Annotated in this window: 16 protein-coding genes; 14 read left to right on the forward strand and 2 right to left on the reverse strand. The window is 68.0% G+C overall.

What is annotated here, in order from left to right:
* The first annotated feature begins 250 nt into the window (after nt 1-250).
* From RGD00_RS13140 to RGD00_RS13205, 14 genes are all read left to right on the forward strand, one after another.
* Nucleotides 251-1,060, forward strand: coding sequence for an SDR family NAD(P)-dependent oxidoreductase (locus RGD00_RS13140; protein ID WP_310457793.1), 810 nt, complete (start codon nt 251-253; stop codon nt 1,058-1,060).
* A 7-nt stretch (nt 1,061-1,067) separates the two neighbouring features.
* Nucleotides 1,068-1,415, forward strand: coding sequence for a carboxymuconolactone decarboxylase family protein (locus RGD00_RS13145; RefSeq protein ID WP_310457794.1), 348 nt, complete (start codon nt 1,068-1,070; stop codon nt 1,413-1,415).
* Nucleotides 1,416-1,508: 93 nt separating this feature from the next.
* Entirely contained in the window at nt 1,509-2,297 is a 789-nt protein-coding gene (locus RGD00_RS13150) for an IclR family transcriptional regulator (RefSeq protein WP_310457795.1), read from the forward strand.
* A gap of 221 nt (nt 2,298-2,518) precedes the next feature.
* Nucleotides 2,519-3,667: a branched-chain amino acid ABC transporter substrate-binding protein gene (locus RGD00_RS13155; RefSeq protein ID WP_310457796.1), complete on the forward strand. Its 1,149-nt coding sequence runs from the start codon at nt 2,519-2,521 to the stop codon at nt 3,665-3,667.
* Nucleotides 3,668-3,701: 34 nt separating this feature from the next.
* Entirely contained in the window at nt 3,702-4,574 is an 873-nt protein-coding gene (locus tag RGD00_RS13160) for a branched-chain amino acid ABC transporter permease (RefSeq protein WP_310457797.1), read from the forward strand.
* Nucleotides 4,571-5,503 (forward strand): branched-chain amino acid ABC transporter permease, encoded by a 933-nt coding sequence (locus RGD00_RS13165; RefSeq protein ID WP_310457798.1) that lies wholly within the window; start codon nt 4,571-4,573, stop codon nt 5,501-5,503. Before RGD00_RS13160 ends, RGD00_RS13165 begins: the two co-directional genes overlap by 4 nt.
* On the forward strand, nt 5,500-6,288 hold the full coding sequence (locus RGD00_RS13170) for an ABC transporter ATP-binding protein (protein ID WP_310457799.1): 789 nt from the start codon (nt 5,500-5,502) through the stop codon (nt 6,286-6,288). The genes RGD00_RS13165 and RGD00_RS13170 overlap by 4 nt, the downstream gene beginning before the upstream one ends.
* A complete protein-coding gene (locus RGD00_RS13175; protein ID WP_310457800.1) occupies nt 6,275-6,997 on the forward strand; it encodes an ABC transporter ATP-binding protein in 723 nt (240 codons plus the stop codon). Before RGD00_RS13170 ends, RGD00_RS13175 begins: the two co-directional genes overlap by 14 nt.
* Nucleotides 6,990-7,760, forward strand: coding sequence for an SDR family NAD(P)-dependent oxidoreductase (locus RGD00_RS13180; RefSeq protein ID WP_310457801.1), 771 nt, complete (start codon nt 6,990-6,992; stop codon nt 7,758-7,760). The genes RGD00_RS13175 and RGD00_RS13180 overlap by 8 nt, the downstream gene beginning before the upstream one ends.
* Nucleotides 7,753-8,529: an SDR family NAD(P)-dependent oxidoreductase gene (locus tag RGD00_RS13185; protein WP_310457802.1), complete on the forward strand. Its 777-nt coding sequence runs from the start codon at nt 7,753-7,755 to the stop codon at nt 8,527-8,529. Before RGD00_RS13180 ends, RGD00_RS13185 begins: the two co-directional genes overlap by 8 nt.
* A 5-nt stretch (nt 8,530-8,534) precedes the next feature.
* Nucleotides 8,535-9,368: a polysaccharide deacetylase family protein gene (locus tag RGD00_RS13190; RefSeq protein WP_310457803.1), complete on the forward strand. Its 834-nt coding sequence runs from the start codon at nt 8,535-8,537 to the stop codon at nt 9,366-9,368.
* Nucleotides 9,369-9,467: 99 nt separating this feature from the next.
* Nucleotides 9,468-11,837, forward strand: a complete 2,370-nt coding sequence (locus tag RGD00_RS13195; protein ID WP_310457804.1) for a penicillin acylase family protein — start codon at nt 9,468-9,470, stop codon at nt 11,835-11,837.
* Nucleotides 11,837-12,943: an oxidoreductase gene (locus RGD00_RS13200; RefSeq protein WP_310457805.1), complete on the forward strand. Its 1,107-nt coding sequence runs from the start codon at nt 11,837-11,839 to the stop codon at nt 12,941-12,943. The genes RGD00_RS13195 and RGD00_RS13200 overlap by 1 nt, the downstream gene beginning before the upstream one ends.
* 32 nt (nt 12,944-12,975) lie before the next feature.
* Nucleotides 12,976-14,202, forward strand: a complete 1,227-nt coding sequence (locus RGD00_RS13205) for a cytochrome P450 (RefSeq protein WP_310457806.1) — start codon at nt 12,976-12,978, stop codon at nt 14,200-14,202.
* 322 nt (nt 14,203-14,524) lie between these two features.
* On the opposite strand, the gene RGD00_RS13210 is transcribed toward RGD00_RS13205, so the two are convergent.
* Both RGD00_RS13210 and RGD00_RS13215 read right to left on the reverse strand, forming a co-directional pair.
* Nucleotides 14,525-15,070, reverse strand: coding sequence for a TetR/AcrR family transcriptional regulator (locus RGD00_RS13210; protein ID WP_310457807.1), 546 nt, complete (start codon nt 15,068-15,070; stop codon nt 14,525-14,527).
* Nucleotides 15,071-15,073: 3 nt separating this feature from the next.
* Nucleotides 15,074-15,334 (reverse strand): DMT family transporter, encoded by a 261-nt coding sequence (locus tag RGD00_RS13215; RefSeq protein WP_310457812.1) that lies wholly within the window; start codon nt 15,332-15,334, stop codon nt 15,074-15,076.
* Between the last annotated feature and the right edge of the window lie 93 nt (nt 15,335-15,427).

Here is a 15,427-nt window from a genome sequence, read left to right on the forward strand (position 1 = left end):
ATCCCGTTAAATCCGCAGGCTGCCTTGCCGGGTGCGCACAGCGATAGCACAGCGGATTCATAAATAGAATTTGCATTTTCTAATCACAGTTATATGGAAAACTTATCATCATCGCCGGGGCGGGCCGGTCCCGCTGATCCGCCGGCCCATCGCTGCGGCGGGGGGTGGTATAGGTTCGGCCTTGGTCCAGCCGCCTTGGCCGGGTGGTGGCGGTCATGTGACACTCCGCCCCGGAACAGGAGGGCGGCACATGATCAGGGGGAACGGCCTCGACGGCAGGGTCGCCATCGTCACCGGCGCCACGGGCGGCATCGGGCGGGGGGTCGCGCTGGCGCTGGCCGCGCGCGGGGCGCGCGTGGTCGTCAACGGGCGCAACGCCGAAAAGGGCGCCGCGGTGGTGGCGGAAATCGAGGCTTTGGGCGCAAGCGCTGCCTTCGTCGCCGGGGATGTGCGCGAGAAGGCCGACATGGAACATGTCGTGGCCGAGGGCGCGCGGCTGTTCGGCGGCATCGACATCGTGGTGCCGAACGCGGGCGGCAGCGACGAGGACGCGCGCAACCCGGCCGTGCGCGGCCCCTTCGCCGGTATCGACCTGGAGAAGGTCACACAGTTCATCGCCGCCGCCCACAGGGGCAAGCTGACCGTGGTGCAGGCCGCCATCCCCCATATGCGCCGGCGCGGCGGCGGGGCGGTGGTGTTCGTCACCTCGGAAGGCGGGCGTACGGCGACGCCGGGGCAGACGGCGATCGCGTCGTTTTCCGGCGGGCTGGTGATGGCGGCCAAGGTGCTGTCCAAGGAACTGGCGCGCGAGAAGATCCGCGTGAACTGCGTCTGCGTCACGCTGGTGCGCGACTCGCCGTCCTGGGATGCGGCCTTCGTGCGCGAGGGCGCGGTGTCGGACCATCACCGCAGGCAGTATGAAAAGATCATCGCGTCGAGTCCCCTCGGCGTCGCCGCGCCGCCGGATATCGGCAATGTCGTGGCCTTCCTCGCCTCCGACGATTCGCATTACCTGACCGGCGCGGTGCTGAGCCCCACCGGCGGGCTGACGCTGCACTGAGGGGCCCATGTCGCAAGGCAACGAATCCGCCCGCGCGCTGCAACTGCTGGCCGAGGTCTCGCCCGATTTCGTGCGGCTGACCGAGGAAATGCTGTTCGGCCAGATCTGGGAACGCCCCGGCCTGTCGGCCCGCGACCGCAGCCTGATCACCTGCGCCGCGCTGGTGGCCGGGGGGCGGACGGAACAGATGGCCTCGCATTTCCCGCGTGCGGTCCGCAATGGCGTGACGCGCGAGGAACTGGTTGAAATGATTGTGCATCTGGCGTTCTATGCCGGCTGGCCGAATGCGGTATCGGCGCTGATGCGCGTGCGCGAACATCTGGATGCGCCGGAGGGAGGCCAGGCCGGGGGCTAGCGGCGGCATCGCAAGAGCGGCATTGCCAAGCTACATCGTATGGAAATACGATCGTATCGGCTGTGTTCCTCTGGCGATGCGAAAGGTCCTGACATGTCCGAATTCCGGCTGCCCGAAGGAGAGGTCGACGACAGGCTCTACCTGCAATCGGTGGCGCGCGCGCTGGATGTGCTGGAAAGCTTCGGCCCCGGCCGCAGCCAGATGTCGCTGAGCGAGATCGCCCAGGCCGTCGGCGCGAACAAGAGCGCGATCCAGCGCACGGTGCAGACGCTCCAGGCCCGCAACTATCTGCGCCGGGGGGACCAGCGGGGCTATATGCTGGGGTCGCGGGTGCTGGACCTGACGTTCGAATACCTGCGCAACCATCCCTATGTCATCCGCGTCACCCCGGTGATGGCCGAACTGCGCCGCAACGTGGGCGAACGGATCGACTTCAGCATCTTCGATTACACCACCATCATCTATGCCGTGCGCATGCAGTCCAAGCGCGAGACGCTGAACGCCTCGCTGGTGGGGCGGCGGCTGATGAGCTTCGGCACCTCGGGCGGACGGGCCTGTCTGTCGCTGCTGCCGGACGAGGTGGTGATGGACATCCTCGAACGCAGCCCGCGGCAGAAGTTCACCCCGCATACGGTGACGGAAATCCCCGAACTGATGGACCGCATCCGGCAGGCGCGCGAGGATCGCTATGCGCTGGCGATCAGCGAATACCTGACGGGCGAGATCGTCATCGGCGCGGCGATCCGGGGGCCGAACGGCTTTCCGGTCGGCGCGATCCATATCGCCGGGATGCATTCGGAACTGTCGGTGGATCACATGCGCGCCCATGTCGCGCCGCTGCTGCTGGAAGCCGTGCGCGCGGTCGAGCTGTCGCACGGCTGACGCCCGGATCTGACCCGACCCCCGGCCCGGGCCGTCATCGGCGGCGCCCGGGCCCTTGGCATTCGGCGTCGCGGGTCGCCCAAACCATGGGCGAAAGCGTGCCGGGGGGCGTGCGAGGCACTTTTTACTTGCACCGAACTTGCCCTATCTGCTTACCTATGCAAATCAACCAACCCAAACAACAATACAGTCGTATCGAATATCGAAACACGGAGGCTTCCATGAAGATCACGCGCCGCGCAACCCTGGGCATGATGGCCGCGCTTGCCGCCCCGTCCATCCTCAGGGCCCAATCCGCCGGGGTGCAGCACGTCGGGGTGATGCTGCCGTTTTCCGGCATCGCCTCGGTCGAGGGGTTGCAGACCATCAAGGGGATCGAACTCGCGGTCGAGGAATTCAACGCCTCGGGCCGCTATCCCAAGACCATCGAGATCCTGCGCGAGGATGATGAATCGAACGCCTCCAAGGGTGTCGCCGCGGTGCGCAAGCTGATCGAGAACCACGAGGTTCCGTTCATCGTCGGTACCTATGCCTCTGCCGTGGCGCTGGCCGCGACCCGTGTGGCGCGGGAATACAAGGTGCCGATGCTGACCGGCGGGTCCACCGGCGCGGCCGTGACCGAGGACAACCCGCCCGGCGATCCGTGGTTCTTCCGCGCCTTCCCGGATTCGAACGATCAGGGCGAACATACCGCGCAGGACATCATCCGCGTGCTGGGCAAGAAGAAGATCGCCATCATGCACGACCGCACGCCCTATGGCACCTCGCTGGCCGAACAGGTGCAGCGCGTGGTGGCCGCCGAACCGGGCGGCGAGATCGTGTTCGTCGACAACTATGCCACCGGCGAGCAGGACTTCTTCCCCGTGCTGACCCGCCTGCGCCAGATCGCGCCCGAGGCGGTCTATATCGGCGGCTGGGCGGCGGATGGCGCGATGATGGTGCGTCAGGCGCGCGAGGTCGGGCTGGACACGCAGTTCGTGGGTTCGGGGTCCATGATCACCGACGACTTCATCCGCCTTGCGGGCCCGGCGTCCGAGGGCTTTGCCGTCGCCACGCTCTATGAACCCGGCACCACCAACCCGCACGGCAAGGCTTACGGCGAACGCCATCTGGCGCGGTGGGGCGAGAACGGCAACACCATGACGGGGCTCGGCTACGATTCCATGTCCATCGGGCTCGAGGCGATGGCGCGCGTGGGCGAACCGGACAGCGCGAAGATCCAGCAGATGATCTACAAGGGCATGGCCGATTTCCCGATCGTCACCGGCCCGGGCGAGCAATACGCGAAGTTCACCGAAAAGGGCGGCGTGCTGTACCGCATGATGATGTCGCGCGTGGTGAACGGCAAACGCGAGATCATCGCGGGCTGAGCCCGCGCGGCAGAACCGGAAGCAAGGGGGTAACGTGGACCTGTTCCTGCAATATCTGGCGAACGGGGTTGTCATCGGCAGCTCCTACGTTCTGGTCGCCGTGGGGCTGACGCTGATCTTCGGTATCCTCGGCGTGGTGAACTTCGCGCATGGCGAGTTCTACATGCTGGGGGGTTATATCGGGGTGACGGCGGTCACGATCATGGGGCTGCCCTTGCTGGCAGCCCTTCCGCTGGTCATCGCCTCTGCGGTGGTGATCGGCTATCTGGCCGAACGGCTGCTGCACAAGGCGCTGAAGGATTCGGACCCGACGAATTCCATCATCGCCTCGTTCGGTCTGGCGGTGGCGATCCAGAATGCGGTGCTGATCACGCTGGGTCCGCAGGCGCAGATGGCGAATATCGACGTGTCGGCGCTGAACCTGTCGGTCGGGTCGGTCTACCTGCCGGGCAACCGGGTTCTGGTGCCCATCGTGACGGCGCTGCTGATCGCGGGGCTTTACGCGGTGCTGCATTTCACCTGGACGGGGCGCAGCCTGCGGGCGATGGCGCAGCACGGGATGGTGGCGCGGCTGTGCGGCGTGCGGGTGGAACGGGTGGCGATCGTCACCTTCATCGCGGCGGCGGCGCTGGCGGGCACGGCGGGGATGCTGATGTCCTCGGTCTATTCGGTGCATCCGATGGCGGGCAACATGGTCGTGCTCAAGGCCTTCACGGTGGTGATCCTCGGCGGCATGGGCAATATCGGCGGCGCGGCGGCGGCGGGGCTGATCCTCGGCATCACGGAAACGATGACGGCCGCCTATCTGGCCAATGCGATGCGCGACATCGTGGGCTTCGTCATCGTGATCCTGGTGCTGCTGTTCCTGCCGAACGGCCTGTTCGGAAAGGCCTACGACCGGTCATGAAACCACAACATCTTCTTCTTGCGGCGCTTGCCGTCGCGGTGATGGCCTTCGCGCCGCAGGTCTTTGGCGGCTACGGGGTCAACATCCTGGTGCTGGTGCTGCTGAACACCGCGGTGGTGTCGGGGCTGAACCTCGTCACCGGCTATGCGGGGCTGTTTTCCTTTGCGCAGGCGGCCTTCTATGCCATCGGCGCCTATACGGCGGCGATCATGGTGCGTGATCTGGGCACCGGGTTCTGGGTCAACCTGCCGGCGGCGATGGCGGTGACGGGGGTGTTCGGCGCGTTGCTGGCGCTGCCCGCGCTGCGGCTGAGCGGGCATTTCCTCGCCATCGTCACCATCGCCTTCCAGACCATCGTCTATCTGGTGCTGTCGCAATGGAACGGCTTCACCGGCGGGCAGAGCGGGCTGTCGATCCTGGAGCCCGCGCATTTCTTCGGCATCCGGCTGTTCCGCATCCAGCACTATTACTACCTCGCGCTTGCGCTGTGCGTGCTGGTGCTGGTGGTCGTGGCCTTCCTGATCCATTCGCGTCTGGGGCGCGAATGGATGGCGATCCGCGATGACGAGACGCTGGCGCGCGCCGTGGGCATTCCGACGACGCGGGCCAAGCTGACGGCCTTTGCCGCGGCTTCGGCCATCGCGGGGGCGGCGGGGGCCGTCTATGGCTACATGATGCGCGGGGTGACGCCGGACGATTTCACCATCTGGCTGTCGGCGTCCTTCGTGGCGATGATGATCGTGGGGGGCAAGGGCACGTTCCTCGGCCCGATCCTCGGCGCCGCGCTCTTGACCATCGCGCCGGAAATGCTGGGGGAATACGCGCAGTACAAGATGTTCTTCTACGGCATCGTGCTGGTCGTCGCCGCCACCATCCTGCCCGGGGGCCTGATGGGCCTGTGGCGCCGCCTGCGGGGGAGCGAGCAATGAGCGACCTGATACTCGACGCCCGCGGGATCGTGCGCCGGTTCGGCGGCGTGGTGGCGGTGGATGGCGCCGACCTGTCCGTCCGCAAGGGCGAGATCGCCGGCCTGATCGGGCCGAACGGGTCGGGCAAGTCCACCATGGTGAACCTCGTCACCGGGGAACTTGCCCCCCATGCCGGCAGCTTCACCTTCGACGGGCAGGACATCACCCGGCTCGGCCCCGGCGAACGCACCCGGCGGGGCATGGCGCGCAGTTTCCAGATGCTGCGGCTGTTCCGGTCGCTGTCGGTCGAGGACAACCTCGTGCTGGCCAGCCATTTCCGCATGCAGACCGGCACGCTGGCCAATGTCCTGCGCAGCCCCGCCGCGATGGCAGAGGAACGCGCCCTGCGCGCCCGGGCGCGCGAGTTGCTGGGCTGGTTCGACCTTGCCGATTTCGCCGGCCGCCCCGTCAGCGCCATGTCCATCGGCCAGCAGCGCATGGTGGAACTGGCGCGCGGGATCCTCGCGCAACCGCGGCTCTTCGTGCTGGACGAACCGGCGGCGGGGCTGTCGCCCGTCAACGTCGACCGGCTGATCGCCATCATCCGGCGCATGCGCGACGAATTCGGGATGAGCATCCTTCTGGTCGAACACGACATGCGCGTGGTGCGCGAGTTGTGCGATCAGGTCACGGTGCTGGACGCGGGCCGCGTGATCGCCGCAGGCGTGCCCGAGGCGGTGGTCAACGACCTCGCCGTTGTCGAAGCCTATATCGGGTCGGGATGGAAGCGCCGTGCTAAAGCTTGAAAACATCGTCGCCGGCTATGGCAAGAACCGCATCCTGCACGGCTTCAGCCTGCATGTGCCCAAGGGCGGGCTGGTCGCGCTTCTGGGCGGTAACGGCACCGGCAAGTCCACCACGCTGAAGGCCATCGTCGGTCTGGTCACGCCGCAGGAGGGCCGGATCGTCTTTGACGGCGCCGACATGGCCCGCGTTCCGGCAGAGGCGCGCGCGGGCATGGGCATGTCGCTGGTGCCGCAGGGCAAAGAGGTGTTCGGCGGCATGTCGGTCGAGGAAAACATCCTCATGGGCGCCTATCACCGCCGCGCCGACAAGGCGGGCATCGCGCAGGATCTGGAACAGGTCTATGCCCGCTTCCCCCGCCTGCGCGAACGCCGCAAGGTGGCCGCCGCCATGCTGTCGGGGGGCGAACGGCAGATGCTGTCGATTTCCCGCTCGCTGCTGTCGCGGCCCAAGCTTCTGTTGCTGGACGAACCTTCCGCCGCGCTGGCGCCCAAGGTGGTCGAGGAAATCGCCGATGCCATCGTGGCGCTGCGGGCGGACGGGCTGAGCCTGCTGCTGGTGGAACAGAACGTGGGCATGGCGCTGGACGTGGCCGATTACATCTATGTCATCCGCGCGGGCCGGGTGGCCTATGAGCGCCCGGTGGGCGACGAAGGCGTGGGTATGGACGAGCTGCGCCAGTTCTATCTCGGGGGGCACGACCATGGATAATGCCGGTTTCCACGGCAAGACGGTGCTGATCACCGGCGCGGGCGGGGCCCTGGGGCGCGCCACCGCGCAGGCGCTGGCCGAACGGGGCGCCGATCTGGTGCTGGCCGATGTCAGCCCGGCGGCGCTGGATACGGTGCTGGCCCTGTGTCCGGGGGCCAAGGGGATGGCGGTCGATGTGACCGACCCGGCCGCGCTGGAACGGCTGGCCGCCTTTGCCCGCGACGCCTTTGGCCGGCCGGTGGAGAAGCTGGTGGCGGCGGCGGGGGTTCTGGGCCCGATGAAGCCGCTGATCGAGGTCGACGAGGATGAATTCGACCGCACGTTCGACATCAACCTGCGCGCGCTGTGGCGGCTGTCGAAGTTGATCATCCCGCAGATGCGGGACATCGGGCGCGGCTCGGTCGTGTTGTTTTCCTCGACCGCCGGGTTGCAGGCGTCGAAGGTGCTGTCGCTTTATTCCGTGACCAAGGGCGCGGTGACGATGCTGACGCGCAACCTTGCGCTGAACCACGCGGCCGAAGGCATCCGCGTCAACTGCGTCTGCCCCGGCACCATCGCGGGGCCCATGGCAGAGGCGAACGTGGCCTTCGCCGAGGGGGCAGAGGCGCAGGACAAGCGGCGGGCGGAAATCGTCGCCGCCCATCCCATGGCGCGCATGGGCCTGCCCGCAGAGGTCGCCGCGGCGGTGGTGTTCCTGCTGGACGATGCCGCGGGTTTCACCACCGGCACCGCGCTGCCCGTCGATGGAGGCCGCCTTGCCTGACCGTTTCACCGCAAAGACCGCCCTTGTGACCGGTGGCGCGCGCGGCATCGGGGCCGCCACCGCCGAACGGCTGGCGGCAGAGGGCGCGCGGGTGCTGCTGGTCGATCTGCTGCCCGAGGTGGCAGAGACGGCGGCGGCCCTTGGCCAGCCGTCGCTGGCCGTGGATCTGGCGGCGGCGGATGCACCGGCGCGGGTGCTGGCGGCGTTGCGGGCGGCGGATATGCTGCCGCTCGACATCCTCGTGAACAATGCCGGGATCGGCGGGTCGAAACCGCTGGCCGACAGCGACGATGCGCTGCTCTATCGCCTGATCGACGTGAACCTGCGCGCGGTCATCAGCCTGACCCGCGATCTGGTGCCGCATCTGCGCCAGCCGGGCGGACGAATCGTGAACCTGAGTTCGATCTTCGGGCTGACGGGCTATCCCGGCACCGTGGGTTATGCGGTGGCCAAGGCGGGCATCGCCCAGTTCACGCGCCAGCAGGCGGGCGAACTGGGCCCGCGCGGGATCACCGTCAACGCCATCGCGCCGGGTGTGGTGGTGACGCCGATGACCGAAACGCGGCTGAAAGACCCGGTGTATCAACGGCTTCAGGTCGCCCCGATCCCGCTGGAACGGGTGTCGCAGCCCCATGAACAGGCCGCCGTCATCGCCTTTCTGGCCTCCGACGATGCCGGCTACGTTTCCGGCGCCGTCATCCCGGTCGATGGCGGCTATACCGCCGCGCGCCACAGCCGCGCCGAACCCCTGCCCGCCAAGGAGGACTGACGCCCATGTTCGACAATTCCGTCAAATGGCCCAACGGCGCCCGCTGCGCCGTGATGCTGACCTTCGACTTCGACGCCGAAACGCTCTGGACTTCGCGCAACGAGGCGAACTGGACCCGCCCCGGCATCCTCAGCCAGGGCCGGTACGGCGCCAAGGTGGGCGTGCCCAAGATCCTCGACACGCTGGACGAGGCCGGGGTTCCCGCCACCTTCTTCATCCCCGGCTGGACGGTGGAAAACCATTCCGCCCGGTGCGAGGCGGTGCTGAAGGCGGGCCACGAGGTCGCGCACCATTCCTATTCGCACAGATGGGTGTCCGACGATCCGGCGGCGGAGGTCGAGGAATTCGAAAAGGGGCTGGAGGCGTTCAAGACCGTCCTCGGCGTGCGCCCGCGCGGCTACCGTTCGCCCGCGGGCGAGGTCAGCGCCGGGCTGTTCAAGCTGCTGGCAGAGCACAATATGCTCTACAATTCCTCGCTGATGGACGATGTGATGCCCTACCGGCACCGCTTCAACGACGGCGCGGCCGGGCCGGTGGAACTGCCGTGGCACTGGTCGCTGGACGATGCGCCCTATGCGCTGTTCGCCGTCGCCAATCCCCGGCCGATCTTCACCAACGAACATATGTTCAAGGTCTGGACGGATGAATTCCGCGAGATCTACCGGTGGGGCGGGCTGTTCAACATCATCTTCCATCCGCAGATCACCGGGCGCCCCTCGCGCATCGCCCTGCTGCGCGAACTGATCGCCTTCATCAAGACCTTCCCCGACGTGTGGTTCGCCACCGGCACCGACGTGGCCGAAGCTTGGATCGCCGCCGGGGAACCCGAGGCGCGCTGATCCCACCGGCGCGCTGACACTGCAGGACATCGACACAGCACCCGCCCGGGCGGGCGGGGCAGGCTTTGCCCTGCGACAGCAAGAGTTTGGAATATCCAGATGAAAGACATTCTGCCGACCGACGAAACCCTGACCATCCCCGGTCTGCGCCAGGGGGCCGAAATCCTGATCGACCGGTGGGGCATTCCGCACCTGCGCGCGGGGTCCAAGCTGGACGGGTTCTTCGTGCAGGGGTTCAACGCGGCGCGGGACCGGCTGTGGCAGATGGACCTGTGGCGCAAGCGGGGTCTGGGGCGGCTGGCGGCCTCTTTCGGCCCGGGGTATCTGGAACAGGACATCGCGGCGCGGGCGTTCCTGTATCGCGGCGATCTGGATGCGGAATACCGCGCCTATGCCGACGATATGGAGGAAATCTGCACCGCCTTCACCGCCGGCATCAACGCCTGGATCGACCTTTGCGCCCGCGAACCCCGCCGCCTGCCCGAGGAATTCGCGCGCACCGGATCGCAGCCCGAAAAATGGCGCCCCGAGGATGTGGTGCGCATCCGCAGCCATGCGCTGACCCGCAACGCGCTGTCGGAAATCCTGCGCTGCGTGATCCTGGCCGAGGCGACGCCGGAGGCCGACCTGCTGCGCAAGAACATCGAGCCCGCGCATGTGCCGACGAATGCCGGCGCGCTCGACCCCGCCGATGTGCCGCTGGCGGTGCTGGATGTGTTCAAGCTGGCCACCGCCGCCGTCAGTTTCGAATCCGACCGGCTGGCCGCCAAGCGGGACGAGGCCGCGAAATGGCGCAAGGTCAATGCGCTGACAGAGGTCGTCGCGGATGCCGACTGGACGGGGTCGAACAACTGGGCCGTTGCGGGCAGCCGCACCGCCACCGGCCGCCCGGTGATCGCGGGCGATCCCCACCGGCTGCATTCTGTTCCGGCGCTGCGCTATCTGGTGCATCTGAAAACGCCCGATTTCAACGTGATCGGCACGGGCGAGCCCGTCGCGCCGGGCCTTGCCATGGGCCACAACGGCACCTGCGCCTTCACCGCGACCATCTTCGGGTCGGATCAGGAAGACATCCACGTCTACGAGACGAACCCCGACAACCCGCGCGAATACCGTTTCGGCGGCGGGTGGGAGGCGATGGAGGCCATCCCCGAAACCTTCGAGATCAAGGGCCATCCGCCCGAGGTGCACGAACTGCTGTTCACCCGCCATGGCCCCCTGCTGCTGGCCGAACCCGACCGCAACCGCGCCTTCGCGCTGCGGTCGGTCTGGTGGCTGCCGGGCACCTGCGCCTATCTGGCGGGGATTTCGTCCATGCGTTCGAAAACGCTCGACGATTACCGCGCCGCCATCGCGCGGTTCGGGGCGCCGGCGCTGAACCATGTCTATGCCGATACCGCGGGCAACATCGCCTGGCTGCCCTATGGCTTCACCCCCGTCCGCCCGAACTGGGACGGGCTGATGCCGGTGCCGGGGGACGGGCGGTTCGAATGGCAGGGCATCCTGCCGCTGGAGGACATGCCGCAACTGACCAACCCCGGCCGCGGCTTCGTCGCCTCTGCGAACGAGGCGAACGTGCCCGCCGACTGGACGCATGACACCGCGCAGATCGGCTACGAGTGGCTGGAGAAAAGCCGCGCGCTGCGCATCTTCGACGTGCTGTCGGGGGCGCAGGGCCATAGCGTCGCGGACAGTTGCGCGTTGCAGGCGGACCCCTGGTCGCGGCCCGGCGCGCGGTTGCAGGCGCTGGTGCGCGCGGCGGGGCTGGCGGGTGACGCCGGGGCGGGTGCGGCGGCGCGGTTGCTGCTCGACTGGGACTGCATGCTGGATGTGGGCTCGGCCGGGGGGCTGTTGCAGGAATGGTGGCTGCACAAGCGCATCAAGCCCGCGCTGTTCGACCTTTTCGTTGCGCGCGATGATCTGCGCGGCCTGATGTATCCCGGCGATGTGGAAGGCATGCTGACCGCGCTGGAAAACCCCGGGGCCGCGTTCGGGGCCGACCCGGCGGCGGGGCGCGACGCGCTGCTGCGGGAAACGCTGGTGGGGGCGGTCGCGGATCTGTCGGCCCGTTTCGGCGCCGATATGGCGGCGTGGAAATGGGGCGACCTGCACCATGCCTATTTCGAACATCCCCTCAGCCGCGCGCTGCCCGGCGACTGGGCCGCGAAGGCCGATGTCGGCCCCGCGCCCAAGCCCGGTTCGGCCTCGACCGTCATGCATGCGGCCTATCGCGAGACGGATTTCCGCGTGATCAACGGCGCGTCCGTCCGGTTCGTGCTGGATGTGGGCGCGTGGGACAATTCGGTATGCATCAACGCCCCCGGCCAGTCGGGCGACCCGCGCAGCCCCTATTACGCGAATCTCTTCGACAAGTGGTCGCGCGGCGAATACGTGCCTTTCCTCTATTCCGATGCGGCGGTCGACAAGGTTGTCGCCCATCGCATCACCCTGTTGCCGGAGACTGCCTGATGAGCACCCTTTTCACCCCCGTCGAGATCGGCCCGCTGACGCTGCCCAACCGTCTGGTCGTGGCGCCCATGGCGCAATACAGCGCGGACGAGGGCGCGCATGGCCCCTGGCACCGGGCGCATCTGGGGATGCTGGCCAATTCCGGCGCCGGGCTGGTGATGATCGAGATGACCTCGCCTTCCTACGCCGGGCGCTGCACGCATGGCGACTGTTCGCTGCACGACGACCGGACCGAAGCCGCGCTGGCCGAAACCGTGGCGCTGATGCGCGCGGTGGGCGGGGCGAAGGTGGGCATCCAGATCGGCCATGGCGGGCGCAAGGCGTCCACGCATCCGTCATGGAAGGGCTTTGCGCCGCTGGCGCCCGGGGAAGGGGCGTATGAGACCATCGCGCCCTCGCCGCTGCCGTTCGGCGCAGCACCCGCCCCGCGCGAGATGACGCCCGCCGATATCCGCGCGCTGATCGACGACCATGCCGCGGCGGCGGCGCGGGCGGTGCGCGCGGGGGTGGACCTGATAGAGATCCACGGCGCGCATGGCTATCTGCTGCACCAGTTCCATTCCCCCGTCACCAACCGCCGCGGCGATGCCTATGGCGGCACGGCCGAAAACCGCATGCGCCTGCTGCTGGAGGTGTTCGACGCCACCCGCGCCGCCGCCCCCGGCATCGCGGTAGGCATGCGCATCACCGCCTCGGACTGGATCGAGGGCGGGCTGACCCCCGACGATGCGGTGGCGCTGGCAAAGGCGCTGGCGGCACGGGGCTGCGATTATGTCGATGTGACCTCGGGCGGGATCGACCCGGCGCAGAAGATCACCGTGGGCCCGATGTACCAGGTGGATTTCGCCGCCGCCGTGAAGGCCGCGACCGGCATGCCGGTGCGCGCCGTGGGCCTGATCGCCACCCCGGAACAGGCCGAAGGCATCGTCGCCGGAGGCAAGGCCGACATGGTGGCGCTGGCGCGCGCCTTTCTGGCCAGCCCCCGGTGGGGCTGGTGGGCGGCCTATCGCCTTGGCGCCACCCCCATGGTGCCGCTTCAGGCCCAACGCGCGGCGCATCCGGCCTGGGCGGGCTGGGGCATGATGGACCCGGCCCTGTCCGCCTGACTGTTCGCCCGACAAACCAAGCGAGGTGCGAAATGACGCTTCAGAGCAGCACGAAGGTTCCCGTTCCGGGCAATATCCCCGTGGTCGCCATCGACCCCTATGACGACGCCACGCTGGAAAGCCCCTATGCCATGCACGACATCGTGCGCCGTGCCGGCCCGGTGGCGTTCATGGAAAAGTACGGCGTCTATGTCATGGGGCGGTATCACGACATGCTGCCCGCGCTGAAGGACTGGCAGCGGTTTTCCTCCACCTCGGGGTCCGGCATCGCCGACATCCGTTCGCCCGACGCCTGGCGCGCGGCCAGCCCCATCGTCGAGGTCGATCCGCCCGACCACACGAAGGTGCGCCTTGCGCTGCAACGGATCCTGACGCCGCAGGTGATCCGCGAATGGCGCGAGGCGTTCCGCCCCCGGGCCGAAAGCCTGGTGGACGAACTGGTCGATACGGGCACCATCGACGCGGTGGGCGATCTGGCCGAAACCTTCGTGTCCGACGTGTTCCCCCGCGCCATCGGCTGGGCCGACAGCCCGGGACGGCGGGAAAAGCTGTTCCTTCTGGGCGCGCTCAACTTCGACGGGCAGGGGCCGCGCAATGCGCGTTTCCTGGCGACAGAGGCCGCGGCGGCGCAGATCATGGACTGGAACAACGCGCAGATGAAGCGCGAGGCGCTGTTGCCCGACGGCTTCGGCGTCAGGATCTACGAGGCCGCCGACCGGGGCGAGATCGACCCCGAGATTGCGCCCCTGCTGATCCGGTCGTTCCTGCGCGGGGGGCTCGACACCACCTCGGCCACGATCTCTGCCGCGGTGCATTATCTGGCCAATGCGCCCGACCAGTATGCCGCCCTGCGCGAAAACCCCGCCAAGGTCCGCACCGCGCTGGACGAGGCGATGCGGCTGGAAACCCCGATCCAGACCGTGTGCCGCCTGACGACGGAGGATGTGGATTTCGGCGGCGGCATCGTGGTGCCGGCGGACAACAAGATCATCATGCTTCTGGGTGCCGCCAACCGCGACCCGGCGGAATGGGAAAACCCCGACCGCTTCGACCTGACGCGCCAGACGATGGGGCATCTGGCGCTCGGCAGCGGGGTGCATATGTGCATCGGCCAGATGATCGCCCGGATGGAGGGCGAGTTGATGCTGCAATCGCTGATCGCCCGGGTGCGGACGATCACGCCCGAGGGGCCCACGGCGCAGCGGCTGAACAACAACCTGCGCAGTTTCGCCTCGGTCCCGGTGTCGCTGCGGTCGTAGGGGGCGTTGTCCCCGCCGGCGCCGGGACAATGCCGGGGCAAGCCCCGGCCTACGGACGCAGCGTATCTTGACCCGCCGCTCTGGCTGGCGAAGGCGCGTGCCTTCGCCACCTCCTGCCGGTGCCATTATCCCGGCCGGGGGCCCAAAGCCCCGGCCAGCGCCCGCCCCGGCGGGCGCTTCTCGCCCGCCGGGGCGGGCGCTGGCCTATCCTGGTTTCCTGACATCACCGTCTTCGGTGGAAAGGTCGTGCCACGGGCGGGGGAAACGCAGTGCGTTTCCTCTTCCCGCCCGACCAGACCGCAGGGGTGTATGCCGACCCGCCCTAACCCGGCGCCGTCATCAGCGGCGCCAGCCGGTCCGCCACCTCGGCGGGGTCGAGGCCGTGGCTCGCCCCCGTCGCATGGCTCAGCCATGCGCCGTCCGCCGCCAGCCGCGCGATGGCAAGGGGGGTGGCGGCATCGGTATCGGCATGCCGCGCCAGCCGCGCCGACAGCCAGCCCGCCCATTGCGCCGCCAGCGCCGGTTCCGTCATCAGCGCGACCGACAGCGCCGACCAGGGCGTGCCGCAGCCGAAGCTTTCGCTGTTCAGCATGGTGATCACATAGGCGCGGGTGAACCGGCCCCAGGGCTGCGGGTCGGCCGCGATCAGCGCGTCGATTTCCGCGTCGATGCGGTCCAGAAGATGGGCGACCACGCCTTCGACCAGCGCCTGTTTGCTGGGGAAATGGTGGAAGAGGCCCCCCTTCGACACCCCCGCCGCCCCGGCCACCGCCTGCACCGTCAGAGCGCCGAGGCCATCCTCTACGCCGATCCGGATCGCCATGTCGATCAGCCGCTGGCGCAGGGCGTCGGGTTGCTTGCGCGTCATCGGCTAGTGCCCGGTGCTGCGGGAAAACACGTTCATCACCACCACCCCGGCGACGATCAGCCCGATGCCCGCCATCGCGCCCGCGTCCAGCGTCTGGCGAAAGACGAAAAGGCCCACCAGCGCCGTCAGGATGATGCCGATCCCCGACCAGATCGCATAGGCGACCCCAAGCGGGATGACCCGCAGCACCTGCGCCAGAAAGAAGAACGACAGCGCATAGAAAAGCAGCACGGCGAGCGAGGGCCAAGGCTCTGTTGCACAAATCGGCTGCTGATCGGACTTCCCCTTTCCCCGGACAGATTTATCCTGCGACCTCTGTGATGGGCGTGCCGAGCGCGGTGAAGCCGTTGAGCACGG

This window comes from Ruixingdingia sedimenti (genome assembly GCF_031432425.1).
Taxonomy (GTDB): Bacteria; Pseudomonadota; Alphaproteobacteria; order Rhodobacterales; family Rhodobacteraceae; genus Ruixingdingia; species Ruixingdingia sedimenti.

Bases quoted from the DNA above. Each gene is read 5' to 3' on its own strand.
- RGD00_RS13165 (WP_310457798.1), top strand. From the start codon at position 4,571: ATGAAACCACAACATCTTCTTCTTGCGGCGCTTGCCGTCGCGGTGATG.
- RGD00_RS13210 (WP_310457807.1), bottom strand. From the start codon at position 15,070: ATGACGCGCAAGCAACCCGACGCCCTGCGCCAGCGGCTGATCGACATG.
- RGD00_RS13195 (WP_310457804.1), top strand. From the start codon at position 9,468: ATGAAAGACATTCTGCCGACCGACGAAACCCTGACCATCCCCGGTCTG.
- RGD00_RS13180 (WP_310457801.1), top strand. From the start codon at position 6,990: ATGGATAATGCCGGTTTCCACGGCAAGACGGTGCTGATCACCGGCGCG.
- RGD00_RS13200 (WP_310457805.1), top strand. From the start codon at position 11,837: ATGAGCACCCTTTTCACCCCCGTCGAGATCGGCCCGCTGACGCTGCCC.
- RGD00_RS13155 (WP_310457796.1), top strand. From the start codon at position 2,519: ATGAAGATCACGCGCCGCGCAACCCTGGGCATGATGGCCGCGCTTGCC.
- RGD00_RS13190 (WP_310457803.1), top strand. From the start codon at position 8,535: ATGTTCGACAATTCCGTCAAATGGCCCAACGGCGCCCGCTGCGCCGTG.
- RGD00_RS13205 (WP_310457806.1), top strand. From the start codon at position 12,976: ATGACGCTTCAGAGCAGCACGAAGGTTCCCGTTCCGGGCAATATCCCC.
- RGD00_RS13140 (WP_310457793.1), top strand. From the start codon at position 251: ATGATCAGGGGGAACGGCCTCGACGGCAGGGTCGCCATCGTCACCGGC.
- RGD00_RS13145 (WP_310457794.1), top strand. From the start codon at position 1,068: ATGTCGCAAGGCAACGAATCCGCCCGCGCGCTGCAACTGCTGGCCGAG.
- RGD00_RS13150 (WP_310457795.1), top strand. From the start codon at position 1,509: ATGTCCGAATTCCGGCTGCCCGAAGGAGAGGTCGACGACAGGCTCTAC.
- RGD00_RS13170 (WP_310457799.1), top strand. From the start codon at position 5,500: ATGAGCGACCTGATACTCGACGCCCGCGGGATCGTGCGCCGGTTCGGC.